The organism is Nonomuraea sp. NPDC005501, from assembly GCF_040605905.1.
Lineage (GTDB): Bacteria > Actinomycetota > Actinomycetes > Streptosporangiales > Streptosporangiaceae > Nonomuraea.
The window spans coordinates 20,316-45,106 of record NZ_JBEXDT010000039.1 but is presented as its reverse complement, the minus strand read 5'-3'; the positions used below and the strand labels follow the sequence as shown (position 1 = coordinate 45,106).

Here is a 24,791-nt window from a genome sequence, read left to right as displayed (position 1 = left end):
CTACACGCTCTCCGAACCGACGCCGGCCGGCTTGCCGAAACGCGCCATCGAGCGCGCGCGCAGGCCGTCCCACCAGCGCTGCGGGCTGAAGAACACCGCCAGCGCCAGCAGCACGTGGACGGCGATGAACGCGTACGCCTCGTACTTGGTGGGCGGGTGCCCGATGAACACGGTCATGTGCGAGGCCCAGTCCCACACCGCGGGGATGGTCGCCCACTGCGGATCCGTGTGATCGTTGACCGTGAGGAAGGCCAGGTCCTCCAGGCCCGACAGCATCAGCAGCAGCATGCCGTACGCGAGCCTGCGCACGACAGCCGGCGTGCCGCCGCCCAGCCGGTAGGCCAGCACCAGGGAGATGATGATCAGCGGTGTGACCGTCAGGACGTGGTAATACAGGCCGTAGTAGGCCTCCCTGCTCCCGTTGACCACGCCGCCGAAGTAGAAGATCTTGGGGACGAAGTACAGGAAGTACACCAGGAACGTGATCGGGACCAGCCACAGCACCAGCCGGATCCGCTTGGCCCACTCCACGTCGAGCCGCGCGAGGGCCTCGGCGGCGAAGACGAAGGGCAGCAGCTTCAGCAGGAAGATGCCCAGCGACTTCACTTCCCGGTCGTGCGGCAGCCCGAACCAGACGAAGGCGGCCGCCGCCACGGCGAGCGCCGCGAAGATCAGGAAGCCGAGGGGCTTTCGGGGAATCATTCAGAACCTTTCGAGTCGGGCTCGATCACGAAACGGAGGGTCCGCAGGGCCTCGTCGAGAGCGGATTCGAGCCGCATGCGCGTATCGGCGACCATGATCAGGTAGCCGAGCTTGTGACCGGCCTGCGTGTAGGCACGGACATGGCCGCCCACTTCCTTGAACACCTGCACGTCCACGACCTCGGGCATCCGCTTGAGCGCGTCCAGCCCCTCGATCGCGGTGAGCACTCCGTCGACCTCCGCGGCCAGGATGCGTAACGCCGCGATCCTGCGCTGCGAGACGGTGGCGATGTCCAGGGGCTCTCCCAGGGCCAGCCGGATGGCGGCCTCGACGGTGTTCAGCCCGAACGCGTGCTGGACCAGCAGCGGCATGCCGTTGCCGCCGAGCCTGGCGCCCATCTCGATGAAGCAGATGTCGCCGCCGGGCGTCAGCACGAAGTCGAAGTTGACGGGACCGCGCGTGTGGCCGATCTCGGCGCAGATCGCCGTGACGGCCTGGCCGAGCCGGGTGTGCACGGACTCGTCGAGGTCGGCGGGGACCACATGGGAGAGACTGATCATCGCCGGTGGCCCGGTGATGGTGCGGTCGGTCACCGCCATGAAGGCCAACCGGCCGTCGGCGAAGAACGACTCCACCGCGTAGTGCCGACCGGCCACCAGCTCCTCGATGATCACGTGCCCGGTGAAGGAGTGCTTCCGGGCGTACTCGATCGCCTCCGGCAGCCTGCCGGGTCCGTCGAGCACGGTGATCCCCTTGCTGCCCGAGGAGTCGGCGGGCTTGACGATCAGGGGATAGCCGATGCCCGCGGCGGCCTCGGTGAGCCGCTCCGGGCTGTCGTGCTGGACGTGGCGGTACGCGGGCAGCCCGAGCCGGTCGATGACCTCCCTGAAGAACCCCTTGTCCACCGAGCAGCGCAGCGCGCCGGGCGCGGGCTGATGGGCCGTCCGGTAGATCCGGCTCAGCTCGGCGACCGCCTCCTGGGCCGCGTCGCTGGCCGGGGAGATGACGGCCGCGACGTCGATCGGGCCCAGGACCCGAGCGATGCCCTCCGGGTCCCTGCTGGTCATGCAGAGGAACTGGTCGGCCTCCGCGGCGCCGAGCGCGTCCGGGCGCTGGTCCACGCCGATCACCCGGTAGCCGAGTCGGCGCCCCTCCCGGTAGGCGGGGATCTGGTCCTCGCCACCGCCGAGCACGATGAGGTTTCTCAACTGGCGTTCTCCCAGATGTCGGCGACGGCGAAGGGCGTCTCGTAGCCGTAGAGGGCCTCGTCCGCCCGGATGGAGATGTTGGCCTCGCGGATCTGGTAGCGAGGCATGCTGATCGCCTGCACCCGCATCATCCGCACGAGATATCGGGCGATCAGCGCGAGCATGGCGAGCGCGACCATCGCGACGACCAGGCTGGCCTCGGCGAGGTCGAAGTAGCCGAGGTGATCCGTCAACGCCAGGGACAGGACCGTCGCCCCGCCCGCGAGCCCCACGAGGGACAGCCCCATCAGCCAGGTCAGCGGCCGGTACGAGAACCCGACGAAGAGCTCGATGGCGTGCGCGAAGAGCTTGCGCAGGTTCCACTTGCCGCGCCCCTCCAGGCGCGGTTGATGCGCGGTGGGCAGCGTGGTGTAGCGGGCGCCGAGCAGCGGAGCGGTGGCCATGAAGTACGGCGTGGACAGACGGCTGTCCACGACCTTGCGCGCGACGCTGGTCCGGACGACACGGAACACGGACGCGCCGGGCGGCAGCTCGATGCCGAGCCACCTGCGGGCGATCGTCTGATGGGCCCAGGTGCCGAACCGCCGGTACCAGGGATCCTGCCGGTTCTCGCGGACCGCGAAGACCGCGTCGTACCCTTCGAGCGCCTTCTCCAGCAGGCGGTGCATCTCCTTCGGAGGGGACTGCAGGTCGGCGTCGAACTGAACGGTCCACCGCTTGGAGGCGTACGTGAACCCGGCCGAGAACGCCGCCTCGAGCCCGAAGTTGCGGGCGAAGGAGATGTACTTCACCGCGGGGTCTTCGGCCGCGAACCGTTTGATGGCGTCCAGGGTGCCGTCGGTGCTCCCGTCGTCGACGAAGAGCAGCTCGACGTCGTCGTAGCGCCGCAGCTCGGCCCGGATCTCCCGGTAGGCGCGTTCGATGCAGGCGATCTCGTTGTAGCACGGGACCATCGCGGTGATGCCGGACCGGGTGTTCGGCGCGGAGTCAGACATCTGCCGCACGACCCTTCTCTGTCGCGTCTTCACGGGCGGGGTCGAGCACCTTGACGATCTTGATTTTCCCGTTGGGCTCCGGGGCGATGTACGGCGTCTGCCGTACGGTGACCGTCTGGTCGGGCAGCACGCGCCGGACCGCGGCCGCGATGTCGGCGGTCACGTCGGCGCGGGCGCCGGGGGCCAGCACCGTCCGGATCTCGATCGCCCCCGGCCGGGTCTGGACCACCTGCAACCGGCTCACCTCGGGGAAGTCCTGAACCGCGAAGGTGATGAAGTCGCCGTAGAAGCGCCGGCCGTCGGCGTCCACGAGCCGGTCCTCGCTGCGGCCGATCACCTCCCGCACGATCGGCGTGCGAGCCACGCCGCACGAGCAGTCGTTCGGGGTGATCCGCACCCGGTCGCCCAGCCGGTACCTGATCAGCGGCATGGCCTCGCTGTGCAATCGGGTGACGAGGATCTCGCCCTCCCCGTCCTCGACCGAGACGGTCCCGTCCGCGTGCTCCACCTCCACGACCAGGTCGGCCGACCGCAGGTGCAACCGCCCCTCCGGGCAGGTGCGGGCGATCGTGAAGACCTCGACCGAGGCGTACACCTCCTGGTGGGCCGCTCCGAGATGATCGAGGATCTGCGCCTGCGCGGTCGGGGTCAGCCGCTCGCCGCCGAACAGCACCGTCCGCACGCCGTCGTACCGGACGCCACGCCGCCGCAGCTCCTCGACGACGCTGCCGATGACATTGGGGAAGCCGATCAGGAACGTCGGCCGGGCCGCCAGGAAGGCCGTCACCTGCTCGTCCAGCGTCCGGTCGGTCGGAACGTGGAAGTTGCGCAGCAACCCGAAGCGTTCCAGGGGATGCCGCAGGAACGGGCGAACCCGGAAGTAGGCGACGCGGTCGGTCAGGCGTACTCCGCCGCCGAGCATGTCCTGCAGATAGGTGGCGCGGAGGTAGCCGAGGTCCCGCTCCGAGTTGCGGATGGTGATCGGGATTCCGGAGGAGCCGCTGGTGGTGGCCGCGCGGGTGTTCTCCGGGGTGAAACCGGCCGCGAGCAGCTCGCCCGGCGGCAGCTCACGCAGGTCCTCGCGCCTGAGCACGGGGAACGCGGACAGGTCCTCGGCGCTCCGCAGGCCCTCGACCAGCGAGGCGTCGAAGACGCGCCGGTAGTGGGGGACGTCCTGGTAGGCGTGCCGTACGAGGGCGCGGAGCAGCCGGGACTGGATGTCGCGCTGCTCGGCGTGGCTCAGGCGCTCGCGCCGCCGGACGGCGGCCAGGTGATAGGCGACCGGCGCCAGGTTGATCGTGGATCGCAACCGGCTCACAAGGCTCCCCCCGTCGTCATCTCAGACGAAGGTGTTCTGGTCGTGAACGAGCAGCCAGTGCTCGTCGCGGCGGGTGAAGTACAACGTCAGGTAGTACTTCTTCTGGTACGGCGTCCCCTCGGGGTCGAGGTCGTCGTAGAGCACCGACAGCACGGCGAACGCGGCGTCACCCATGGTCTCGGTCCTGACGGTCTCGGTCCTGATCGACCAGTCGGAGTCGTCGAACCAAGCGGCGTGGAAGTCGGCGATGGCCTGCTTGCCGTCGAGCAGGGTGCCGTTCGGCAGGATCACCGACGCGTCCGGATGGACGGTCGCCAGGAACCCGTCGAGGTCGCGTGTGCCGATCGCCTTCAGATGGCCGGCGAGTGCCTGTGCGAAGTCCATCGCTCCGTCCCCTGTGTGAGATGGTCACCGGGCCGCCCCGGCCCCGCGCTGCGGGACCGCATCACAGCCGGACCGCCTTCATCCGGTTCCACAGGTGCGGATGCTCCTGGAACCAGGCGATGGTCCGCCGCAGCCCTTCCTCGACGGGAACCTGCGGCTCCCAGCCGAGCCGGTTCCTGGCGAGCGTTATGTCAGGACGGCGCACCGACGGGTCGTCCTGCGGCCGGGGTACGAACGTGATCTCCGACGCCGAACCGGTCAGCACCTTGATCCACTCGGCGAGCGCGAGCATGGACAGCTCATGCGGGTTGCCGATGTTGACCGGGCCGTCCAGATCCGAGTTGAACAACCGGACGATGCCTTCGACCAGGTCGTCCACGTAGCAGACGGATCTGGTCTGGCGGCCGTCGCCGGACACCGTGATCGGCTCGCCCAGCAGCGCCTGCCTGATGAACGTGGGAATGGCCCGCCCGTCGAACGGCCGCATTCTGGGGCCGAAGGTGTTGAAGATCCGCAGAATCGCGGCATTGACGCCGCGGGCCCGCCGGTAGGCCGTGGTGGTGGCCTCGGCGAAGCGTTTCGCCTCGTCATACACGCCGCGGGGGCCGACCGCGTTCACATTGCCCCAGTAGCTTTCCGGCTGCGGGTGGACCAGCGGATCGCCGTAGGTCTCGGAAGTCGAGGCGAGAACGAACCGCGCCCCTTTGTCCTGAGCCAGCTCCAGCGCGTTGAAGGTCCCGTTGGAGCCGACCCGGAGCGTGTCGATCGGCAGCCGGAGGTAATCCACCGGTGAGGCCGGCGAGGCGAAGTGCAGCACGGCGTCCACCGCCCCGGGGATGATGAGGTGCTCCGACACGTCGGTCCTGACCAGCCGGAAGCGGTCCTCTGCCATGAGGTGCTCGATGTTGCCCACCGACCCGGTCAGGAAATTGTCCACGCAGATGACGTGGTAGCCCTCGCCGAGAAACCGTTCGCATAAGTGGGACCCGAGAAATCCGGCTCCGCCGGTGATGGCGACGACGGGGCGGCTCATGGAGAGCCGCCGGCTTGCTCAAGATAGGCAGGTAAATGGCACGACAAGTAGACTTCCCTGGTTACTTTTTATGTGCGGTCACGCCGCACGAACATCCCCGTGTGCCGCTGAGTGAGCATTCTTCACTGCCCGCAGAAGTGCATGACACCAACGTTTCAGTGAGCGTAAGCCTGACATGATCACTGCGTCAAGGACATCAACATCATCTTTTGTGCCCGGCCCTTTTCCGCAACCCGCGCAAATGCCAGGGAATGTCGGGCGGCCCCCTACCTGCGGTTTCCTACGGCCGGCCGCTTTCCGGGCGGCCCGATAACCTCGTTCCGGCGCGGTCCGGCCATTCCGGTCAGGTCAGTGCCACGGGTCGTAGTCGACCTCCAAGGGCTCCTGGGGTGGCCGCTCCGGCTCCGGGACGTGCTGGAGGTTGACCCGGACGCGATACCACACGCTGCTGCGCCCCCGCATGCCGTCGACCAGGATGTCGGCGGGCTCCAGCCGGGCCGCCGCCTCCGGGTGACGGGACTTCCACCGCTCGAACCCCGCCAGGGCCTCGTCCTTGTGCTGGGCCTTGGCGATCTCGATGACCGGGACGACCTGGCGCCTGCGGCCCGTGCCCTTGGGGGGCTTGGGAGCGGGACCGAGCGACTCGGCCAGCTCCAGCAGCCCGTCGAGCGAGCCCGGGTGGAGGTCCATGCCGGCCCACGGATCGCCCTGCTCGGCCAGCCGTCGCGGCACGGTCTCGACGGTGAACAGCTCCGGACGGCACCCCGGCACCTCGTCCCAGGTCAGCGGCGTGGACACGCGGGCGTCCTGTACGGCGCGAACGGAGTAGGCGGAGGCGACGGTGCGGTCGTAGGCGTTCTGGTTGAAGTCGACGAAGACGCCGTGCCGCTCCTCCTTCCACCAGCGGCTCGTGGCCACGTCGGGAGCCCGCCGCTCGACCTCGCGGGCCACGGCCTCGGCCGCCCGGCGCACCTCGGCGAACGTCCACCGCGGCTCGATGCGGGTGTAGACGTGGAAGCCGCGCGAGCCGGACGTCTTGGGCCAGGCGGTCAGGCCGTGGTCGGCCAGCACCTCCCGGGCGACCTGGGCGGTGGCCAGCACGTCGTCCCATGGGACCCCGGGCACGGGGTCGAGGTCGATGCGCAGCTCGTCGGGGTGGGCGAGGTCGTCCGCGCGGACGGGGTGCGGGTTGAGGTCGACGCAGCCGAGATTGACCACCCAGAGGAGCTGGGCCAGGTCGCCGACCACGACCTCCTCGGCGCTCAGCCCGGACCGGTAGCGCAGCTCGGCCACCTCGATCCAGGGAGGCCGCTTGGCGGGAGCCCGCTTCTGGAAGAACGCCTCCTCCTCGATGCCGTGCACGAACCGCTTGAGGATCATGGGGCGACCGGCCACCCCGCGCAGCGCCCCCTCGGCCACGGCCTGGTAGTAGCGCACCAGGTCGAGCTTCGTGTGGCCGCTCTTCGGGAAGATCACCTTGTCGGGGCTCGTGACGGTGACCCGCCGCCCCGCGACCTCGATGTCGGGCATGGGCCAACCCTACGCAACACCCCCGACAATCCCCCGGAGCAGCGGACCACGGGTCAGCCGGCGAAGGGACCACCGTTTCGCCGGTCCGTGGAACGGCGATGTCGCCGTTCGTGCGCGAGGCCACGGCCGCACAGACCCCTTATAAAGTCGATCCATCTGGCTCGAAGATCCGGCAGAAGGGCGTTCGCCCGAGCGTCAGGAGGAAGCGATGACGGTGGACCGCGCGCGGAGTGTGGTGTTCGGGGAGACGGTGGAGCAGTACGAGGCGGCCAGAGCGGACTACCCCGCCGAGCTCATCACCGACGTGCTGGACTACGCGCCTCCCGGTCCGGCGCTGGAGGTGGGCGCCGGAACGGGCAAGGCCACCGCGGGTTTCGCCGCCCGCGGAGTGGAGCTGACCTGCGTCGAGCCCGACCCCCGGATGGCGGCCGCGCTGACGGCGAAGTGCCCGGATGCCCGGGTCGAGATCGGGGTCTTCGAGGACTACGTCCCCGACAGGGCGTTCGCCCTGCTCTACTGCGCCCAGGCCTGGCACTGGGTCGACAGGGAGAGACGCTGGGACCTGGCCCACGCGGCCGTGGCGCCTTCGGGAGCGGTGGCGGTCTTCTGGAACCGCTACGCCGTCACCGACCCCGGCCTGCGGGCCGCCCTGGCCGCGGTGGACGACCGCTACGGGCTCACCGGCTCGACCCTGAACCAGAACAGCCCGGTCTCGGCCGGGGCGAGCGCGCACCAGCTCGCGGACGACCCGCGCTTCACCGACCTGGACGAGCGCCACTACACGCGCACCGGCTGGTACGAAACCGACCGCTACCTGAACCTGGTCCGCTCCATCTCCTCCTACGCCATCCTGGCCCCCGGCACCCGCGACGCCCTGTTGCGGGAGGTCGCCGGCCTGCTGGGCGACGGCGTGGACATGACGCTCACCACCGATCTCGCCCTCGCCCGCCGGGCTCGGTAGCAGCCGGGGCGGTCGGACCGTGTCGCGCCGCCCCGCCCATCACGCCGGCGCCTCGGGCGCACCCTCAGAAACGTCCGTGGCGGCCCTCTCCGGAGGCGAAGCGGGCCGCGCCGGCCGCCGCGTCCGGCAGCGACAGCAGGCCGTGGCGCAGCTCGTTCGTGATCGCCTCCGCCTCCGTCAGGCCCTCCTGCTCCAGCAGCGACATGCGGTCGCCGCGCAGGCACGCCTGCGGGAACGCGGCCAGCTCGCGGGCCAGCGCCTCGGCGTGCCGCCGGGCGGTCCCGGTGGGCACGACCCGGTTGGCCAGTCCCATCTCGTACGCCTCCCCCGCGCCGACGGGCCGGCCGGTGAGGATCATGTCCATGGCGCGGGAGGTGCCGACGAGGCGCGGCAGCCGCACGGTGCCGCCGTCGACGAGCGGCACGCCCCAGCGGCGGCAGAACACCCCGAACACGGCGTCCTCCTCGGCCACCCGCAGGTCGCACCAGAGCGCGAGCTCCAGCCCGCCCGCCACGGCGTGCCCGGCGACGGCGGCTACGACCGGCTTGGACAGGCGCATCCGGGTCGGGCCCATGGGTCCGTCGCCGTCCTCGCCGACGTGGTTGTCCAGCGCCTTCAGGTCGGCGCCGGCGCAGAACGTCCCGCCCTCGCCCCACAGCACGGCGACGGAGGCGTCGGACACGTCGAACTCCCGGAACGCGTCGGCGAGCGCGGCGGCGGTCTTGCGGTCGACCGCGTTGCGCGCCTCGGGACGGCTGAGCACGACGGTCGTGACGGGCCCGTCGCGTTCGATCCGTACGGTCATGTCCACCTCCGCGAACGCGGCGCCGGGGCGCCGGGAGCCCCAGCATCCCCGTTCCCCGAGGGGGGAGGCAACCGGCCCACCACGAAACCCAAGGCCGGATCGGATGGTGATCACCTTGCGCGGGTCCGCGATCCTGCCGTGGCCGGGTCGCCGGAGCCTCAGGCCGGAGAGCCGGCGCCGCGAAGATAGGCGACCACCATCTCGCCCACCATCCGGCGCAGTCTCGCGCGATGCTCGGGGGCCGTCATGTCGCGCCCGAACAGCGCGCCGAAGGTGTGCTGGTTGGCCACGCGGAAGACGCAGAACGAGCTGATCATCATGTGGACGTCGATGGCGTCGGCCTCGGTGACGAAGTCGCCGCTGGCCAGCCCGGCGTCCAGGATGCGCTCGATGAGGTCGAGCGCCGGAGTGCCGAGGTTGGCGAGGACCACTGACTTCCTGATGTGCTCCGCGTGGTGGATGTTCTCGATCGCGACCAGCTTGATGAACTCGCGGTGGGCGTCGTGGTGGTCGAAGGTCAGCTCGGCGAGCGTGCGGATGGCATCGACGGGGGCCAGGTGCGCCACGTCCACCATGCGCTCCACGGAGCGCACCTCGGTGTAGGCCTTCTCCAGGACCGCGATGTAGAGCTGCTCCTTGCTGCCGTAGTAGTAGTAGATCATGCGTTTGGTGGTGCGCATCAGCTCGGCGATCTCGTCCACCCGCGCCCCGGTGTAGCCGCGCCGGGCGAACTCGCGCTGGGCGACCTCGAGGATCTCCGCCTTGGTGCGCTCGGCGTCGCGCCGGCGTTCTGCGGCGGGCTGGGCGGTCATCCGCCCATCTTAGTGAGCGCGCGAGTGCTGCACGGCGCGCCGGATGGGGGCGTTGACGGCGCCGTACCCCTGGTAACCGTCCACGCGCTGGACCAGCTCGAAGAAGACCCGCCCCACGGTGATCGTGTACAGGTGCAGGAACGCGCCGTTCTCGTCCCGGTCGTGGAGGACGCCGAGCTCGCGCAGCTCGGGGTCGATCTCGTGACGGGCCTCCAGGTCGTCGTAGTAGTTGGCCGGGATCGGCAGCAGCAGCTCCGGATGCCGGGCGCGCAGCCGGCGCGCCGAGGCGAGCAGATCGTCGCAGGCCAGGGCGATGTGCTGGAGGGCGGGCACCTGCTCGGGGGCGATGTTGAGCACCATGCGCAGGCCGCCGTCCGACGAGGTCATCGCCTTGCTGCGGAGCAGGCCGTAGGGGTCGGGGAACTCCAGGCTCTCCTGCGGGGTCAAGCCCAGCACGCTGCGGTAGAACAGCTCGGCCTCGTCGAAGTAGTGCCAGGGCTGGGTGAGCGCGATGTGGTCGATGTGGGTGATCGCTCCTCCCGCGGGCTCGCTCCGGGTGAAGTCCGCTCTCCAGCTGCACGGCTCCGCCGTACGGCAGAAGAACAGCTGCGTGCCGTCGGGCGCGGCGATGGCCGCCAGGGACGCCTCCCCTTCCGCCCGCTCACGCGGCAACACGGGGGCGAGCAGCGACTCCGCTCGTTCGACGGCGGCGGCGGGGTCGGGGCTCTCCAGGCCGATCGCGCCCAGCGCCGGTCCTTCGGCGGAGCGGTTGAGCAGGATCCGGGCGCGGCCCTGCTCCCACAGCTCCACGGGTTTGGTCGGGTGGAGCCCCGACCGGGCGAACCCGAGAGCGGTGAGCACGGCGCGCGGGCCTTCGAGGTCGCCGGCGATCAGCTCGGCGAACGCGAACCCGGTGGGGGTGCGGGCCTGCGGAGCGAGGGCTTCCAGCGCGATGAGGGACCGCATCGCGTCCACGGCGGTCCGGTGCGTGTCGGCCTGGCGGAAGTGGTCGTTGAAGACTTCCAGGGACAGCGGGCCGGCGTAGCCCGCGTTACGGACGTGGGTCAGGAATCCGGGCATGTCGAAGCTGCCCTGGCCGGGGAAGCAGCGGTAGTGGCGGCTCCACTGCAGCACGTCCATGGCCAGGAGCGGGGCGTCGGCGAGCTGGAGGAAGAAGATCTTCTCGCCGGGGATCGCCTCGATGCCGATGGGGTCGGAGCCGCGCGACATGATGTGGAAGCTGTCCAGGCAGACGCCCAGGTTCGGGTGGTCGGCCATGCGCACGATGCGCCACGCGTGCAGATACTCGTTGACGTGGCGGCCCCAGGCCAGTGCCTCGTAGGCGATGCGGATGCCGTGCTCGGCTGCCCGCTGGGCCAGGAGGCGCAGCTGCTCGGCGGCGAGTTCGTCGTCGTCGATCGCGTGCGGCGAGACGTTGGAGCAGACCAGCAGGAGGTCGGCGCCGAGCCGCTCCATGAGCCGGAACTTCCGCTCGGCCCGGCGCAGGTCGGGCTCCGGCATGGCCTCGAAGTCGCGGAAGGGCTGGTAGAGGTCGATCGTCAGGCCGAGGCCGGCTGTGCGCCGCCGTACCTCCTCCGGCCGGAGAGGGCACGCCAGCAGGTCGTTCTCGAAGATCTCGACCCCGTCGAAGCCGGCGGCGGCGATGGCGTCCAGTTTCTCGGTCAGGGTGCCGCTCACCGACACGGTGGCGATGGATCTACGCATGGGCCAGCTCCTTCAGGTGCTTGAGCATGCGCTCAGCGTCGGGGGTACGGCCGGTGAACAGGCGGAAGGCGTGCGCGGCCTGGAAGACGGCCATGCCTCCGCCGTCGAGGGTCCGGCAGCCGCGTGCCCGCGCCTGCCGGAGCAGCTCGGTCTCCAGCGGGCGGTAGACGATGTCGGCCACCCACAGCTCCGGGCGGAGCAGCTCGGCCGCCAGCGGCATGCCGGGATGGTGGGCCATGCCGACGGGCGTCGCGTTGGCCAGGCCGTCGGCCTCCGCGAGGAGCCCGGGAAGGTCTTCCCGGGTGCCGCGGTGAGCCCGCTCCGCGCCGAATCGAACGGCCAGCTCGTCGGCGAGCGCCGCGGCCCGCTCCGGCTCGACGTCGACCACGGTCAGCCGATCGGCTCCCAGGGTGAGCAGCGCGTGGGCGATCGCCGCGCCGGCGCCGCCCGCGCCGAGCTGCACCACCCGGCGCACCGGCGCGCCGGGCAGGCCGCGGGCGAAGGACTCGGCGAAGCCGGTCCAGTCGGTGTTGTGGCCGACGGCCCGCGCGCCTTCGAAGACCACGGTGTTGACCGCCCCGAGCCTGGCGGCGTCGTGCGACAGCTCGTCAAGGTGCGCGATGACGGCCTGCTTGCAGGGATGGGTGATGTTCAGCCCGTCGTAGCCCATGGCGCGGGCCGTCGCGACCAGCGTGCCCACATCCTCGCCCAGTACGTCGGTGTCCAGCAGCCGATACACGTACGGGAGCCCATGGTGGAGGGCTTCGCTCTCGTGCAGGGCGGGGCTCAGCGACGTGGTGATACCGGAACCGATCAACCCGATCAGCCAGGACGACTTCATCGGCCCTTCACCTCCAGCAGGCGCCATTCCATGATCTCATCTTAAATGTACGAACCGGTGAGTTAGTTGTACGCCATCGCCCGCCGTCCGTGAAGAGGCCTTGACATGTGACTCAGGCCACCCGCACCATTGCAGCCACGTTAATTAACTATCTGGTACGTAACATGGTCCCGGCCTGGGGGTGGCCGGCCTCTGCCGCAAGGAGCCACCGTGACCGACTCTCCGCCAGCCACCCACCGGGGAACCCCGCGCAAGGCCGCCGTCGCCGCCTGGATCGGCAGCGCCCTGGAGTACTACGACTTCTTCATCTACGGCAGCGCCGCCGCGCTCATCTTCTCCAAGGTCTTCTTCGACGCCTCCGACCCCGCCACGGCCACGTTGCAGTCGCTGGCCAGCTTCGGCGTCGCCTACGCCGCCCGCCCGGTCGGCGCCTTCTTGCTCGGCCACGTCGGCGACCGGTTCGGCCGCAAGCGGATCATGGTCTTCACGCTCATCCTGATGGGCCTGTCCACCTTCCTCATCGGCTGCCTGCCCACCCGCGACCAGGTCGGCGGCCTGGCTCCCGTGCTGCTGGTGCTCATGCGGATCCTGCAGGGCCTGTCGGCCGCCGGAGAGCAGGCCAGCGCCAACTCCATGACCCTCGAACACGCCCCGCAGGACCGCCGCGGCTTCTACACCAGCTTCACCCTGAACGGCACGCAGTTCGGCCAGATCCTGGCCACCTTCGTCTTCATCCCGGTCGCGGCGCTGCCCGAGGAGCACCTGCTCACCTGGGGCTGGCGGGTGCCCTTCTGGCTCAGCGTCGCGGTCGCGGTGGCCGGCTGGATCATCCGCCGCAGGCTCGACGAGACCCCCGCGTTCGAGGCCGAGGTCGCCCGGGGCACCGTCCCCCGCATGCCGCTCGCCGTCCTGTTCCGCGAGCACTGGGCCGGCGTGCTCCGTGTCGTCTGCGCCGCCCTCATCGCCACCGTTTCGACCATCTTCACCGTCTGGGCGCTCAACTACGCCACCAGCGACGCCGTCGGCCTCGACAAGGCGACCATGCTGTGGGTCAGCATCGCCGCCAACGCCGTCGCCCTCGTCGCCCTCCCGCTGTGGGCGCACCTGTCGGACCGGATCGGCCGCAAGCCCGTCTTCCTCATCGGCGCCGTCGGCAGCCCGATCATGATCTTCCTCTACCTCGCGGCCATCAACGCCAAGAGCTACCCGCTGATCTTCCTGACCGGCATCCTCACCCTCGGCGTCGTCTACAGCGCCTCCAACGGCATCTGGCCCTCCCTCTACGGCGAGATGTTCAGCACCCGCGTCCGGCTGTCGGGCATGGCCATCGGGACCCAGATCGGCTTCGCCATCGCCGGATTCGCCGTCGCCTCCGCCGCCGGCATCGTCACCCCCGAAGGCTGGCTGGGCCTGCAGGGCTGGACCGGGGTGGCCGTCTTCACCGCGATCCTCTGCGCGATCAGCGCGATCGCCGTCGCCACCGCCCGCGAGACCTACCGCGTGCCGACCGCCGAACTCGGAGAGCCCGCCCGCCCCGCCACGATCGAACAAGGGCGGGACAAGCCCCGGAATCCGTGACCCCGGTCAGAGCGCCAGCGCGCCCGACACGAGATCGTCGAAGCGCTCCAGGCCCTCCGCCGGACGGTCGATCCCGCGCAGCGGACCGTGGTCCTCGAGGTGGGCGTCGGCGTAGAGCCGCGCCACCAGAGCCTTCCGGTCGCCGTGCCCGTTGCGCTCCTCCCAGGCCGCCTGCTCCAGCAGCAGGGCCGCCGCATAGACGTCGGCCATGAGCTGGGCCAGCGGGAAGAGTCTGGCCTCGGCCACCTCGGGGGCGAGCGACGACCACAAGGTGATCGCCTTGGCGACGTCGTCGATCCGCGTGCGGACGAGATCGGCGGTGGGGCCTTCGACCGACGAGACGGCGGCCTCCAGACGCTCAAGGAACGGCTCGTGGGCGTTCTCGCGGACGATGGCGCGCCGGACGTCCAGGCAGAGGATGTTGTCGCCGCCCTCCCAGATCGGGTTGACCTGGGCGTCGCGCAGAAGGCGGGCGACAGGCCACTGCTCGATGTAGCCGTTGCCGCCGTGGATCTCCACGGCGTCGCTGGCCGCCGTCAGTCCGAGGCGCGTGGCACGCAGCTTGACCAGGGCCGGCGCCAGGCGCAGTCGGGGGCCGAGATGGCCGTCGAAGACGAGCGCCTGCGCGGCCTCGACCTCGACGATCAGCTCGGCCAGCTTGCGGCGCATGAGCGGCTGGTCGATGAGCGGGCGGCCGAACGCCTCGCGGGCGCGGGCGTAACAGAGCGACTCGACGAGCGCGCGGCGGGCCACGCCGACGCCCATCATCGCCACGCCGAGCCGCGAGGCGTTGGTGAGCTTCATCATCGTGCCGAGCCCGGAGCCGGGCCTCTGGCCCGTCCCGCTCCGGGGCGCGAGCAGGAACGCCTCGGCGTCCGTGAACTCGACCTCCGCCGACGCCACCGACCGGGTGCCCAGCTTGTCCTTGAGCCGCCTGATCCGTACCCCGTTGCGGGAGCCGTCCCGCCGCTCCCAGAGCACGAGGAACGGCGCGATGGCGTCCCCCTCCGCCCCTGCCAGCCGCGCGGCCCGGGCGAGGACGACGAACGCCGACCCGTTGGCGTTCGAGGCGAACCACTTCAGGCCCGTCAGCCGCCACGCGTCGCCGTCGGGCACGGCCGTGGCCTCCAGCGCGGCCAGGTCCGAGCCGCCGGTCCGCTCCGTGAGCATCTGGGCGGCCTCGCCGGAGTAGAAGCCGTTGGCGAAGACGGCCCGCACGCGGTCACGCACGTCGGGGGGCGCGTGCCGCTCGGCCAGGGAGACGACCATGTCGCCGCCGGTGCCGAGGGCGCAGCCCATGCCGATGTCGGCCTGATCGAGCAGGTACGTCCAGACGGCGGCGAGCGCCGCCGGGTCGGCGCCGTGGGCGCGGGCCTCGGCCGCGAAGGCCGGGGAGGTGAAGTTGTCCGCCATGAGGGCGTCCCGGGCGGCGTGGAAGGACGGCGGCATGACGACCTGGCTGACGTCCCTGCCCCACTTGTCGTACTTCTCCAGCCGGGGCGGGTTGCGGTCGGTCTCCTCCGCCCACGCCGCGACGGGGCCGCCCATGAGCGCGCCCAGCCGGTCCAGGTGCGGCTCGGCCCAGGCCAGGCCGTCGCCGAGGTACCGCCGCACGAGCAGCCGCAGCGTCGGGTCGCAGGTCCACCAGTTGCGGCCGGCGGCGCCCTGGTAGCGCTCGGTCGCGTAGCGGTCGCTGCTGTCGAACGGTTCGATGAGATAGCGCCCCATGCCCGCGAGTGTTACATATACTCGACACGCGATGGAAGAGCGTAATGGCCTGAGCGCGCGGTCCGCCCTGCTGAGCGCGCTGCTCGGCAGCCACCCGCCGAGCCTGCCCGCCCGCCACCTGGTGAAGGTCGGCGCGCTGTTCGGCATCGCCGAAGGGGCCGTCCGGGTGGCGTTGTCGCGCATGGTCGCCGCCGGCGACCTCCTCCAGGAGGAGGGCCGCTACCGGCTGTCGGAGCGGCTGGTCGAGCGGCAGGCCCGCCAGGACGAGAGCCGCGACCCCCACCCCCGGCCATGGGACGGGACGTGGGAGATCGCCGTCGTCACCGCCGAGCGGCGCGCGCCCGCCGACCGGGCCGCGCTGCGCCACGCGATGACGGCGCTGCGGATGGCCGAGCTGCGCGAGGGCACCTGGATGCGCCCGGCCAACCTGCTGCGCGCCTGGCCCGCGACCGTCACCGAGCAGTGCACGCTCATCGACGGCCGGCCGCACACCGACCCCACGCCGCTGCTGTGGGACCTCGACGGCTGGGCCACCGAGGCGCGCGAGCTGGAGCGGCGCCTGGAGCGGGCCGAGGGGCTGGCGGAGGGGTTCCTCGTGTCGGCGGCCGTGCTGCGTCACCTGCTGGCCGACCCGCTCCTGCCCGCGGAGCTGCTGCCCGCCGGGTGGCCGGGCGGCGAGCTGCGCGCCCGCTACGACGCCTTCGACCGCCGCTACCGGGAGGTGCTGCAGCGGCACCTCACCGGCTGACGCCGGGCACCTGTCAGCCGGGCACCTGTCAGAGGGGGACGCCGAAGATCACCCGCTTGTTCCTGAACTCGGTGATGCTCCACAGCCGCCCGTCCCGCACGGTGAGGTCCTCCGGGCCGATCGGGAAGGGCCGGACCGTCAGCTTGCCGTCGCGGTACACGAGCAGCTTGCCGTTGGTGCGCCCGTCGGCCGCCTGGCTCAGGTACCAGGCCCCGCCGCGGGACACCGCCCCCTGGATCTTGGCGTGGCCCATGACGAAGGCGTCGCGCGGCGTGCCGTCGGCCAGATCCGGGTCGAGGCTCCAGCGGACCATCCGCCCACCGGGCCCGTCCTCGTCGTACTCGCCGCTGATCAGCGTGTGCGGGGTGGTGCTGCGGTCCACCGACACGAACGAGAAGAGCGGCCCGGACTGGGCGACGCGCCAGAAGTCGGTCTGCGGGATCACGTAGCGGTAGCCGAACGCGTGGAACCTCCCGTCGCGCCGGCCCACCTTCGTGGGGTCGCCGAGGTCGCTCTGCGCGGTGCGCAGGTCCAGCACGTTGCGCGTGTCGAAGACGCGCAGGCCCCGGACGGTGTCGGCCACGTACATCAGGCCGCCGTGCCAGGCCACCCCGCCCGCGTGGATGTCGATCGGGACGTACGAGCCGTCGGTCCGGGGCTCGACCAGCAGCGCGTGCTGGTACTTGAGCGTCTGCGGGCTGAGGAAGGTGAGCCGGATCCCGCGCTCGGGGACCGGCGGCTCCGGCTTGAAGTACCAGCTCGCGACCAGCACGGACGCGCCGGCCGAGCCGGAGTCCTCGCCGCAGGTCAGGCCCTGCGGGTACCAGTCGGGCGTGTCCTGGTCCTTGGCGTCGAAGGCGTACCAGTCGGCCGGCCTGGGCTGCATCGTGCCCATGGCCGCCGTCGCTCCCCTGCGGGTCGCCGTGCGGTTGGCTCGGGCGAGCACGGTCGCCACCGTGACCGCGCCGATCTCCCCCGCCAGCTTCCCGGCCGCCTCCGCCAGCGTGCCGGTCACCCGTCGTAACGTGTACGGCGCCGCGTCCGCCGGAACCATCCCCGTGCCCGCCATGTCGCCCTCTCCCCATTCCGTCCGTGTGATCAGTCTGACGGGTGGAGAGCTCTGATTGTTGCGCTTATCGCCACAGAAGCCTTATCGCCGCAGAAGCCGCATCGCCGCAGAAGCCTCATCGCCACAGATGCACGGGAAGCCCCGACAGGGCGTTGCGGCGGTACTCCTGGACGAGCCGTTCCCGGTCGCCGCCGAGCCGGGCCAGCGCCTCCCGCTGCCAGGCCGAGCCGGTACGACGCAGCCGGGTCCGCTGCTCGATGACGCCGAGCGCCCCGTCCACGTCGTCCGGCACCACCCCGGCGGCCAGCAGCGCCGCGCGGGCCTCGGGCAGCAGGCTCAGCACCAGGTCGGCCGCGTCCAGCTCGCCGTCCCTGCCCGGCCACGACAGCTTCGCGTCCAGGCCGCGCATGGCCGCGCGGTAGAAGTTCTGGTACGTCTCGGCGAAGCGGTAACCGGTGAGGTCGTGCTCGGCCTGCGCCAGCGTGAGCCCGATCAGGAACGCCGCGTTGGCCGTCATGTCCGCGCACGACGGGCCGGCGGGCAGGGCGCGCATCTCGACCCGCAGGTGGCCGCCGCCGGCCGGGTCGTAGACGGGGCGGTTCCACTGCCAGACCGTGCCCTGGTGCAGCCGCAGCTCGGGCACGTCCAGCGGATCGTCGGAGTCGCGCAGCTCGGGCATGATGGGCGCGTAGTCGCGGACGTACCTCTCGAACAGCTCGTACGCGCCCTCACGCACCCAGTCCGACCCGAACGTGACCCGGCCGTCCCTGCGTTCGCGGCGCTCGATGTCGCGGTCGTCGACCGCCTCCTCCATGAGCGGGATGCGCGTCTCCTCCCACAGCTGCCTGCCCAGGAACGACGGCGAGTTGCCGCACGCCGCCAGGACCGGCCCGATCGCGAGCTGGGCGGCGTTGAACACCCGGGCGAACCGCTCGGGCGGGGTGCGGACGTGCACCTGCCAGGAGGTGTTGGCCGCCTCCAGGAGCACGTCGGCGACGGCCAGCTCCAGATCGTCGATCTTCACGATGAACGGTTCGAGCCGCAGCCGGCGAAAGCCGCTGCTCATGGCGCGGTACCGCTTCTGGTCGCTCATCGCCTCCCGGGTGAAGTCCTCCGTGCCGAGCGTGGGCAGGATGCCGATGGGCACCGCCCCCGCACCGGGCGCCGTGGCGCCCACCGCCGCGTCCACCTTGCCCAGCGCCTCCTGGACCTCCCCGCCGAGCCGCTCGAACGGCCGGCCCTCCAGCGGCACCGGCGAGAGGTTGACCTCCAGGTTGTACCGGCCGAGCTCCATCACCACGCGCGGGTCGCCGAGCGTGCGCAGCGTCTCCTCGTTGCGCGGCAGCGGCCGGCCCGCCTCGTCGACCAGGACCAGCTCCAGCTCCGCGCCGATGGTCGTGGGGCCCTGGCCGAATCCCGGCGTGTCCAGCAGCCCTCGCAACGTGCCCAGCTGCTCCTGGAGCCGCTCACCGAAGCGGACGTACTCCTCCTCGGTGAAGCGCTCCTTGTCCAGATCCTGTCCCATGCCCCCCTTACTGTCCGGGCAGGGCACGCCCACACCTACCAGGGGATAGGGCCGTTCTCGTCCTGATACGCACCGGTCGGGCCGTCGGCGCCGGCCAGGGCGAGGCGCACCGCGATCACCGCGCCCTGCTCGGGCGTGCGGTAGCCGCTGTGGCCGTTGAGGTCGGTCGCGCAGTAGCCGGGGGTGACGGCGTTGACCTTGATCGGGGTGTCGCGCAGCTCCTTGGCGTACGCGACGGTCACCATGTTGAGCGCGGTCTTGGAGGAGTTGTAGGCCAGCAGGTTGGTCTCCCAGAACGGGCTGCCGGGGTCGAGCGCCATGCTGAGCGAGCCCAGCTCGCTCGACATGTTCACGATCCGGCCCGCCTGCGACCTGCGCAGCAGCGGCAGCATCGCGTTGGTCACCGTGACCACGCCGAAGACGTTGGTCTCGTACACCTCGCGCAGCTCCGCCGCCGGTGTGCTGCTGGGCTCGGCCGCCCCGCCGGCGATCGCGGCGTTGTTCACGAGGACGTCCAGCCGGCCGTACTCCGTCTCGATCCACTTGGCGGCGGCCTGGACGCTCTCCTCGTCCGTCACGTCGAGCCGCACGTACGGCTGGCCGAGCCGCTCGGCGGCGGCCCGCCCGCGCTCCTCGTCGCGCGCTCCGATGACGGCGGTGACGCCGCGCTCGGCGAGCAGGCGCGCGATCTCGAAACCGATTCCCTTGTTGGCACCCGTGATGAGGGCTGTCGTCGTCATGCCTCCACGGTCGCGGGCCGAGGGACGAGGCGGGAGAGACCTCCCGAGGCTGGGATCGGCGGTACCACCCACGCGAACCGCACATCGAGGATGATGGGGGGATGAACCGCGACCTGCTCGCCGACTTCCTCCGCTCCCGCCGCGCCCGCCTCACCCCGCGCGAGGCCGGCCTGCCCTCCGGCGAGCGGCGGCGCACGCCGGGCCTGCGGCGGCAGGAGGTCGCGCAGCTCGCCGGCATGTCGGTCGACTACTACATCCGGCTGGAGCAGGCCCGCGGCCCGCACCCGTCGCGCCAGGTGCTGAACGCGCTGTCCCGGGCGCTGATGCTGAGCCAGGACGAGCGGGCGCACCTGTTCCACCTGGCAGGGCAGGCGCTGGAGCAGCCGGGCGGCACGGGCCGGCGCAGGGGCGACGTGCCGGAGGGCATCCTGCACCTCGTCGCGTCCCTGGAGGAGGTGCCGGCGTACGTGCTCGACGCCAAGTACGACGTCCTCGCCTGGAACCCGCTGGCCGGCGTCGTCCTGCAGAACCTCGACGAGCAGTCGCCGCAGGAGCAGAACGCCATCCGGTGGGTGTTCAGCTCCCCCGACATCGCCGAGCGCCTCGGCGACCAGGAGACGAGCCGCTTCGCCCGAGCCGCGGTCGCCGACCTGCGCGCCGCCGCGGGCCGCTATCCCGGCGATCCGGGCATCCAGGCGCTGGTCGCCGAGATGCTCGCGCTCAGCCCGGAGTTCGCCGAGCTGTGGGACCGGCACGAGGTCGAGGTCCGCAGGGACCAGCGCAAGGTCATCCACCATCCGGTCGTGGGCGACATCCACATGACCTGCCAGGTGCTGCCCGTGCCCGACCGCGACGACCTGCGCCTGGTCATCTACACCACCGAGCCCGGCTCCCCCTCCCACCGGGCCATGCGCGAGCTCCGGCGCCTCGTCCTAAGCTCATGAGATGCGAGCCGTTGCGTTTGACCTGTTCGGCGGAGACCTCGACCTCCGCGACCTGCCCGACCCCACCCCCGCGCCGCACGGGGCGGTGATCCGGGTACGGGCCACCGGCCTGTGCCGCAGCGACTGGCACGGCTGGCAGGGGCACGACCCCGACATCCGCGCGCTGCCGCACGTGCCCGGCCACGAGCTGGCGGGCGTGGTCGAGGCGGTCGGCTCCGACGTGCGCGGGTGGCTGCCGGGGGCGCGGGTCACCGTCCCGTTCGTGTGCGCCTGCGGCACCTGCGCCGCCTGCGCGGCCGGCGAGCAGCAGGTGTGCGAGCGGCAGACGCAGCCGGGCTTCACCCACTGGGGGTCGTTCGCCGAGTACGTCGCCATCGACCACGCCGACGTCAACCTCATCGCGCTGCCCGAGGAGATGGCCTACACGACGGCCGCCGGGCTCGGCTGCCGCTTCGCCACCGCGTTCCGGGCCGTCGCGCAGGTGGGCGAGGTGCGGCCGGGCGAGTGGGTGGCCGTCCACGGCTGCGGCGGCGTGGGACTGTCCGCGGTCATGATCGCCTCGGCGGCGGGGGCGCGGGTGGTGGCCGTCGACATCAGCTCCGACGCCCTGCACCTGGCCGAGCGGGCGGGCGCGACCCACTTCGTCGACGGGTCGGCCGGCGACGCGGGCGCCCAGGTGCGGGAGCTGACGCGGGGCGGCGCGCACGTGTCGATCGACGCGCTGGGCAGCCCGCGCACCTGCGCCGCCTCGATCGAGAGCCTGCGTCGCCGCGGCCGGCACGTGCAGGTGGGCCTGCTGCCGGACGAGACGACGCCGGTGCCGATGAGCCGGGTCGTCGGGCAGGAGCTGCGGCTGCTGGGCAGCCACGGCATGGCGGCGCACGCCTACCCGCCCATGCTGGAGATGATCAGGGCCGGGATCCTGCACCCGGATCAGCTCGTCACCCGCACCATCGGGCTCGCCGACGCGGGCAAGGCGCTGGCCTCGATCGGGTCAGTGCCGGGCGTGACGATGATCCTCCCGGGGAGCTGACGACCGTCCGGGAGGTCAGCCGTCCTCCAGGGGAACCCGCAGCGTCCTGAGCACGACGGCCAGCATGCCGTAGTGGGTGACGAGCATCACCAGCTCGATCCGCCGGGCCTCGTCGTAGCGCTCGCACAGGGCGGCCCACGTGGCGTCACTGAGGTCGCCGTCCGCGTGGAGCTCGTCCGCCGCGCGCAGCACCAGCAGGTCCGTGGGCGCCCAGTCCGCGGGCTCGGCGGGGCCGTCCCGCCGTACGGCGTCGATCTCCTCGGCCGTCAGACCGGCTTCGCGGCCGATGCGCGTGTGGTGGGCCCACTCGTAGGCGCTGCCGTGGTGGTGGGCGGTGCGCAGGATGGCCAGCTCGCGGTCGCGGGCGGGCAGCGTGCCGTACAGCAGGGCGCTGCCGAACCGGAGCCATGCCCGGTAGAGCTCGGGGTGGCGGCCGAGCGTGGTGAAGACGTTCTGAGGGTTGTCCCGCTGGAAGTCGTCCCACTGCTCGGGCGGGAGGGGGCGCACGCGAGGTTCCATGACCGCCAGCATCGCTCACGGACGCCCCGGGGAGGAGCCCCTCTCGGCGCGGGCCCTCTCCCCGCCCACCACGGAAGCCAGATTCCCGTAATTTGCGACCCTCTAGCATGCTTCCGCCGTGACTGGGCAGAGACTCCCGGTGACGGCGCTCTGGCCCCTCCCCCCCGGGAGCAGTCATGGCTGCCTTCAGAACCGGAAAGGTCTTGCTGGCCGACCGCGAGGACAACAGTGATCCGAACGTTGCTGGCTGAGGACATGCATCTGGTACGCGGCGCGATCGTGGCCTTGCTGGCCTACGAGGAGGACATCGAGATCGTCGCCGAGGTGGACCGGGGAGACCGGATCGTCAAAGCCGCCCGCGCCTCCGAGGCCGACGTGGCCGTCATCGACGTCTCGCTGCCCGGCAAGGACGGCCTGGAGGCGGCCGGGGAGCTGCACGAGGAGCTGCCGCACTGCGGCGTCCTCATCCTCACCGGCGTCGGCACGCCCGGCCTGCTGCGGCGGGCGCTGGACGTGCACGTGCGCGGTTTCATGGCCAAGGACGCGCCGCCCCACCAGCTCGCCGACGCCATCCGCCGGGTCGCCGCCGGCGAGCGGGTCATCGACTCGGAGATCGCCATCGCCGCCATGTCCCCTCCCGACGCGCCGCTGACGCCCCGGGAGCTCGACGTCATCGGCGCGGCGGCCGAGGGTGCGCCGGTGGCGGAGATCGCCGCGTCGCTGTTCCTCTCGGAGGGAACGGTCCGCAACTACCTGCACCGCACCACCGCCAAGCTGGGCGCCCGCAGCCGCATCGACGCCATCCGCATCGCCCGCGAGTCCGGCTGGATCTGACCGCCGGCCGGACGACGGCCTCAGGCCATGGACAGCGTGCCCTGGTCGGCGGCGGGAGCATCCGGCGCGCCCGCGGGCGTCCGCGGCTCCCCGAACGCCGGCGGCGGCTGCTCAAGGCTGGCCTCGGCGCGCGGCAGGTCGTGCCGGGTGAACATGTCGATCAGCAGGCCGATGGGCAGGTCGGCCTCGGTCGGATACCGGAAGTGCCTCTGGGGGTCGATCGCGTACTGGTTGCGGCGGCCTATCCTGTCGCGGGTCACATAGCCGGCCTGGTGCAGGTCGGAGACGATGCCCTGGACGGCGCGTTCGGTGATGCCGATGCTGGCGGCGATGTCGCGCAGCCGTACGCGGGGATCGCGGGCGATCTCCAGCAGGACCCGGGCGTGATGGGTCAGGAAGGTCCACGACGAACGCTCATCGGAACTGCTCACGAGGCACTTCGCATCTCTCGGGCCCGGCTCCGGGCCCGGTGGTCGCGGGTTGGACACAGAAGCACCGCCCCATGATAGACGAATCATCTTTCGGGTAAGTAGATTCTCCTATAGCGTCTATATCCACTATGTACGGCAATGCCGCGTCAAGGGGGGCACATGCTCACCATCCGTCCTCGGTACCAGAGCCCCGGCCGGCCTCGTGCGCGACAGCGGCGCACCGCCCGTCACCGCGCGTGACGACGCCCATCATGCAGGCGCGCGCCGTGACCGGCCACGAACCCACCTCCGTCGGCACGGCCTCCCCTGGGCCCGCCGCCGGCGTCGATGCCGTGCTGTACCTCGACGGTCAGCTCCGCGTCGTCCGCAGCTCCCACCCGGGCCCCGCCGTCGTCCGCCTGATCGGTGAACTCGACGCGGTCAACACCTCCGTCGTGATCGAGACGCTGCGCCGCGCCGGCCGCGACGCCGGCCTGCTGCTCATCGACGTCGAGAAACTCGGCTTCGCCGACGTCGGCGGGACACGCCTGCTGACCGGCCTGTGCCGCGACGGCCGCGCCCGCCTGGTCAACACGCCGGACCACATGCGCCGCCTCCTTGACCTGTTAGGCCTGCCCGGCACCTGAAGCCGCCCCGCGATCTCGCAACATATCCGGGCCACGGCGCGTCCAATCGCTCATGAACGCACGTACCGAGCACACGAGCGGCCCGAGGCCCCGCCGATTCCGCGTCTGGATGGGCACCGCCGCCCTCGCCGCCGCACTGGCGACGATCCTGGACGCGGGCGCCGCCGAGGCGGCCACCGGGCGGAACGGCGGCCAGGCCGCCGACCGGGTGGACTGGGCTGCCGTGGTGGAGCCGGCGCTGCACTGCCTCCAGCCGGAGCCGAATGCCACCTGGTACGTCATACGCGCCCGCGTCGCGGCCGTCGGCGACCTCACCCGCGACGGGAAGCGCGAGACCGTCGTCGTGTCGTCGTGCCCGAGCCCGACGTCGAGCAACCCCCTGTTCGCCTTCGTCTACGACGGGGCCTCCAAGCGCCCGGCGGCCCCCCACCTCCTCGCGAGGCTCGGCGCGAACCGCTCCTTCAAGTCCCTGAAGGTCACGATCCACGACGGGCGGGTGCAGCTGCGCGGCAAGGTGGTCAGCGGCCGGGCCCCCAACTGCTGCCCCGATCTGATCGTCAGCCAGGCCTACACGTGGAACGGCACGAAGTTCCGCAGGACGGCCGAGAAGGCGACCCCCATCGGCTGAGCGGCCCGGTTACTGATCAGCTTCCGTATGACCAGCCATAGACCAATCTATTGGTCGCTGATGAGCCGCACCCG

Annotated in this window: 25 protein-coding genes; 8 read left to right on the top strand and 17 right to left on the bottom strand. The window is 71.4% G+C overall.

Features of this window, described 5'->3' with window-relative positions; all coding sequences use genetic code 11:
- From ABZS51_RS20295 to ligD, 7 genes are all read right to left on the bottom strand, one after another.
- Positions 1–702 carry a hypothetical protein gene (locus tag ABZS51_RS20295; RefSeq protein WP_355443050.1) on the bottom strand — a complete coding sequence of 234 codons (702 nt, stop codon included), beginning with the start codon at positions 700–702 and terminating at the stop codon, positions 1–3.
- On the bottom strand, positions 699–1,910 hold the full coding sequence (locus ABZS51_RS20290) for an ATP-grasp domain-containing protein (RefSeq protein WP_355443047.1): 1,212 nt from the start codon (positions 1,908–1,910) through the stop codon (positions 699–701). Before ABZS51_RS20290 ends, ABZS51_RS20295 begins: the two co-directional genes overlap by 4 nt.
- A complete protein-coding gene (locus ABZS51_RS20285) occupies positions 1,907–2,905 on the bottom strand; it encodes a glycosyltransferase family 2 protein (protein WP_355443044.1) in 999 nt (332 codons plus the stop codon). Before ABZS51_RS20285 ends, ABZS51_RS20290 begins: the two co-directional genes overlap by 4 nt.
- Positions 2,898–4,223 (bottom strand): hypothetical protein, encoded by a 1,326-nt coding sequence (locus tag ABZS51_RS20280; protein ID WP_355443041.1) that lies wholly within the window; start codon positions 4,221–4,223, stop codon positions 2,898–2,900. The genes ABZS51_RS20285 and ABZS51_RS20280 overlap by 8 nt, the downstream gene beginning before the upstream one ends.
- Positions 4,224–4,244: 21 nt before the next feature.
- Positions 4,245–4,607: a nuclear transport factor 2 family protein gene (locus tag ABZS51_RS20275; RefSeq protein ID WP_355443038.1), complete on the bottom strand. Its 363-nt coding sequence runs from the start codon at positions 4,605–4,607 to the stop codon at positions 4,245–4,247.
- A 61-nt stretch (positions 4,608–4,668) separates the two neighbouring features.
- Positions 4,669–5,640, bottom strand: a complete 972-nt coding sequence (locus tag ABZS51_RS20270) for a UDP-glucuronic acid decarboxylase family protein (RefSeq protein WP_355443035.1) — start codon at positions 5,638–5,640, stop codon at positions 4,669–4,671.
- Positions 5,641–5,988: 348 nt separating this feature from the next.
- Complete coding sequence (gene ligD, locus ABZS51_RS20265; protein ID WP_310711110.1) at positions 5,989–7,170, bottom strand: non-homologous end-joining DNA ligase; 1,182 nt, start codon at positions 7,168–7,170, stop codon at positions 5,989–5,991.
- A gap of 208 nt (positions 7,171–7,378) precedes the next feature.
- On the opposite strand from ligD, the gene ABZS51_RS20260 reads away from it, so the two are divergent.
- Positions 7,379–8,131, top strand: a complete 753-nt coding sequence (locus ABZS51_RS20260) for a class I SAM-dependent methyltransferase (RefSeq protein WP_355443032.1) — start codon at positions 7,379–7,381, stop codon at positions 8,129–8,131.
- A gap of 64 nt (positions 8,132–8,195) precedes the next feature.
- On the opposite strand, the gene ABZS51_RS20255 is transcribed toward ABZS51_RS20260, so the two are convergent.
- The 4 genes from ABZS51_RS20255 to ABZS51_RS20240 form a co-directional block, all read right to left on the bottom strand.
- The gene (locus ABZS51_RS20255) at positions 8,196–8,936 is read right to left on the bottom strand and encodes a crotonase/enoyl-CoA hydratase family protein (RefSeq protein WP_355443028.1); all 741 of its coding nucleotides are present in this window, start codon (positions 8,934–8,936) and stop codon (positions 8,196–8,198) included.
- 158 nt (positions 8,937–9,094) lie between these two features.
- Entirely contained in the window at positions 9,095–9,748 is a 654-nt protein-coding gene (locus ABZS51_RS20250; protein ID WP_355443025.1) for a TetR family transcriptional regulator, read from the bottom strand.
- 9 nt (positions 9,749–9,757) lie between these two features.
- Positions 9,758–11,473 (bottom strand): TIM barrel protein, encoded by a 1,716-nt coding sequence (locus ABZS51_RS20245; RefSeq protein WP_355443022.1) that lies wholly within the window; start codon positions 11,471–11,473, stop codon positions 9,758–9,760.
- Entirely contained in the window at positions 11,466–12,314 is an 849-nt protein-coding gene (locus tag ABZS51_RS20240) for a shikimate dehydrogenase (RefSeq protein ID WP_355443019.1), read from the bottom strand. The genes ABZS51_RS20245 and ABZS51_RS20240 overlap by 8 nt, the downstream gene beginning before the upstream one ends.
- 210 nt (positions 12,315–12,524) lie before the next feature.
- Between ABZS51_RS20240 and ABZS51_RS20235 the strand changes: the two genes are divergently transcribed.
- Entirely contained in the window at positions 12,525–13,892 is a 1,368-nt protein-coding gene (locus tag ABZS51_RS20235) for an MFS transporter (RefSeq protein ID WP_355443016.1), read from the top strand.
- 6 nt (positions 13,893–13,898) lie between these two features.
- On the opposite strand, the gene ABZS51_RS20230 is transcribed toward ABZS51_RS20235, so the two are convergent.
- On the bottom strand, positions 13,899–15,620 hold the full coding sequence (locus tag ABZS51_RS20230) for an acyl-CoA dehydrogenase family protein (protein WP_355443013.1): 1,722 nt from the start codon (positions 15,618–15,620) through the stop codon (positions 13,899–13,901).
- A gap of 31 nt (positions 15,621–15,651) precedes the next feature.
- On the opposite strand from ABZS51_RS20230, the gene ABZS51_RS20225 reads away from it, so the two are divergent.
- On the top strand, positions 15,652–16,368 hold the full coding sequence (locus ABZS51_RS20225) for a PaaX family transcriptional regulator C-terminal domain-containing protein (RefSeq protein WP_355443010.1): 717 nt from the start codon (positions 15,652–15,654) through the stop codon (positions 16,366–16,368).
- Between the two features lie 28 nt (positions 16,369–16,396).
- On the opposite strand, the gene ABZS51_RS20220 is transcribed toward ABZS51_RS20225, so the two are convergent.
- The 3 genes from ABZS51_RS20220 to ABZS51_RS20210 form a co-directional block, all read right to left on the bottom strand.
- Positions 16,397–17,437, bottom strand: coding sequence for a hypothetical protein (locus tag ABZS51_RS20220; protein ID WP_355443007.1), 1,041 nt, complete (start codon positions 17,435–17,437; stop codon positions 16,397–16,399).
- A gap of 115 nt (positions 17,438–17,552) precedes the next feature.
- Positions 17,553–18,962 (bottom strand): glutamate--cysteine ligase, encoded by a 1,410-nt coding sequence (locus ABZS51_RS20215; RefSeq protein ID WP_355443004.1) that lies wholly within the window; start codon positions 18,960–18,962, stop codon positions 17,553–17,555.
- A 35-nt stretch (positions 18,963–18,997) separates the two neighbouring features.
- Entirely contained in the window at positions 18,998–19,702 is a 705-nt protein-coding gene (locus ABZS51_RS20210) for an SDR family oxidoreductase (RefSeq protein ID WP_355443002.1), read from the bottom strand.
- A 101-nt stretch (positions 19,703–19,803) separates the two neighbouring features.
- Between ABZS51_RS20210 and ABZS51_RS20205 the strand changes: the two genes are divergently transcribed.
- Together ABZS51_RS20205 and ABZS51_RS20200 are read left to right on the top strand one after the other, a co-directional pair.
- Positions 19,804–20,646, top strand: coding sequence for a helix-turn-helix transcriptional regulator (locus ABZS51_RS20205; RefSeq protein WP_355442999.1), 843 nt, complete (start codon positions 19,804–19,806; stop codon positions 20,644–20,646).
- A gap of 1 nt (position 20,647) precedes the next feature.
- A complete protein-coding gene (locus ABZS51_RS20200) occupies positions 20,648–21,679 on the top strand; it encodes a zinc-dependent alcohol dehydrogenase family protein (RefSeq protein ID WP_355442996.1) in 1,032 nt (343 codons plus the stop codon).
- A 15-nt stretch (positions 21,680–21,694) separates the two neighbouring features.
- Here ABZS51_RS20200 and ABZS51_RS20195 read toward each other — a convergent pair whose 3' ends face one another.
- A complete protein-coding gene (locus tag ABZS51_RS20195) occupies positions 21,695–22,198 on the bottom strand; it encodes a carboxymuconolactone decarboxylase family protein (RefSeq protein WP_355442993.1) in 504 nt (167 codons plus the stop codon).
- 228 nt (positions 22,199–22,426) lie between these two features.
- On the opposite strand from ABZS51_RS20195, the gene ABZS51_RS20190 reads away from it, so the two are divergent.
- Complete coding sequence (locus tag ABZS51_RS20190; protein WP_310711127.1) at positions 22,427–23,032, top strand: response regulator transcription factor; 606 nt, start codon at positions 22,427–22,429, stop codon at positions 23,030–23,032.
- A gap of 20 nt (positions 23,033–23,052) precedes the next feature.
- Here ABZS51_RS20190 and ABZS51_RS20185 read toward each other — a convergent pair whose 3' ends face one another.
- A complete protein-coding gene (locus ABZS51_RS20185) occupies positions 23,053–23,463 on the bottom strand; it encodes a helix-turn-helix domain-containing protein (protein WP_355442989.1) in 411 nt (136 codons plus the stop codon).
- A 236-nt stretch (positions 23,464–23,699) separates the two neighbouring features.
- Here ABZS51_RS20185 and ABZS51_RS20180 point away from each other — a divergent pair, with 236 nt between their 5' ends.
- Both ABZS51_RS20180 and ABZS51_RS20175 read left to right on the top strand, forming a co-directional pair.
- Positions 23,700–24,089, top strand: coding sequence for an STAS domain-containing protein (locus ABZS51_RS20180; RefSeq protein ID WP_355442986.1), 390 nt, complete (start codon positions 23,700–23,702; stop codon positions 24,087–24,089).
- Between the two features lie 52 nt (positions 24,090–24,141).
- Entirely contained in the window at positions 24,142–24,717 is a 576-nt protein-coding gene (locus ABZS51_RS20175) for a hypothetical protein (RefSeq protein ID WP_355442983.1), read from the top strand.
- Positions 24,718–24,791 lie beyond the last annotated feature (74 nt).

What these genes read in the sequence shown, in the direction of transcription:
- ABZS51_RS20295 (WP_355443050.1), bottom strand. Translation starts at nt 702, where the DNA reads ATGATTCCCCGAAAGCCCCTCGGCTTCCTGATCTTCGCGGCGCTCGCC.
- ABZS51_RS20285 (WP_355443044.1), bottom strand. Translation starts at nt 2,905, where the DNA reads ATGTCTGACTCCGCGCCGAACACCCGGTCCGGCATCACCGCGATGGTC.
- ABZS51_RS20275 (WP_355443038.1), bottom strand. Translation starts at nt 4,607, where the DNA reads ATGGACTTCGCACAGGCACTCGCCGGCCATCTGAAGGCGATCGGCACA.
- ABZS51_RS20270 (WP_355443035.1), bottom strand. Translation starts at nt 5,640, where the DNA reads ATGAGCCGCCCCGTCGTCGCCATCACCGGCGGAGCCGGATTTCTCGGG.
- ligD (WP_310711110.1), bottom strand. Translation starts at nt 7,170, where the DNA reads ATGCCCGACATCGAGGTCGCGGGGCGGCGGGTCACCGTCACGAGCCCC.
- ABZS51_RS20260 (WP_355443032.1), top strand. Translation starts at nt 7,379, where the DNA reads ATGACGGTGGACCGCGCGCGGAGTGTGGTGTTCGGGGAGACGGTGGAG.
- ABZS51_RS20255 (WP_355443028.1), bottom strand. Translation starts at nt 8,936, where the DNA reads ATGACCGTACGGATCGAACGCGACGGGCCCGTCACGACCGTCGTGCTC.
- ABZS51_RS20250 (WP_355443025.1), bottom strand. Translation starts at nt 9,748, where the DNA reads ATGACCGCCCAGCCCGCCGCAGAACGCCGGCGCGACGCCGAGCGCACC.
- ABZS51_RS20245 (WP_355443022.1), bottom strand. Translation starts at nt 11,473, where the DNA reads ATGCGTAGATCCATCGCCACCGTGTCGGTGAGCGGCACCCTGACCGAG.
- ABZS51_RS20240 (WP_355443019.1), bottom strand. Translation starts at nt 12,314, where the DNA reads ATGAAGTCGTCCTGGCTGATCGGGTTGATCGGTTCCGGTATCACCACG.
- ABZS51_RS20230 (WP_355443013.1), bottom strand. Translation starts at nt 15,620, where the DNA reads ATGGGGCGCTATCTCATCGAACCGTTCGACAGCAGCGACCGCTACGCG.
- ABZS51_RS20225 (WP_355443010.1), top strand. Translation starts at nt 15,652, where the DNA reads ATGGAAGAGCGTAATGGCCTGAGCGCGCGGTCCGCCCTGCTGAGCGCG.
- ABZS51_RS20220 (WP_355443007.1), bottom strand. Translation starts at nt 17,437, where the DNA reads ATGGCGGGCACGGGGATGGTTCCGGCGGACGCGGCGCCGTACACGTTA.
- ABZS51_RS20215 (WP_355443004.1), bottom strand. Translation starts at nt 18,962, where the DNA reads ATGGGACAGGATCTGGACAAGGAGCGCTTCACCGAGGAGGAGTACGTC.
- ABZS51_RS20210 (WP_355443002.1), bottom strand. Translation starts at nt 19,702, where the DNA reads ATGACGACGACAGCCCTCATCACGGGTGCCAACAAGGGAATCGGTTTC.
- ABZS51_RS20205 (WP_355442999.1), top strand. Translation starts at nt 19,804, where the DNA reads ATGAACCGCGACCTGCTCGCCGACTTCCTCCGCTCCCGCCGCGCCCGC.
- ABZS51_RS20200 (WP_355442996.1), top strand. Translation starts at nt 20,648, where the DNA reads ATGCGAGCCGTTGCGTTTGACCTGTTCGGCGGAGACCTCGACCTCCGC.
- ABZS51_RS20195 (WP_355442993.1), bottom strand. Translation starts at nt 22,198, where the DNA reads ATGGAACCTCGCGTGCGCCCCCTCCCGCCCGAGCAGTGGGACGACTTC.
- ABZS51_RS20175 (WP_355442983.1), top strand. Translation starts at nt 24,142, where the DNA reads ATGAACGCACGTACCGAGCACACGAGCGGCCCGAGGCCCCGCCGATTC.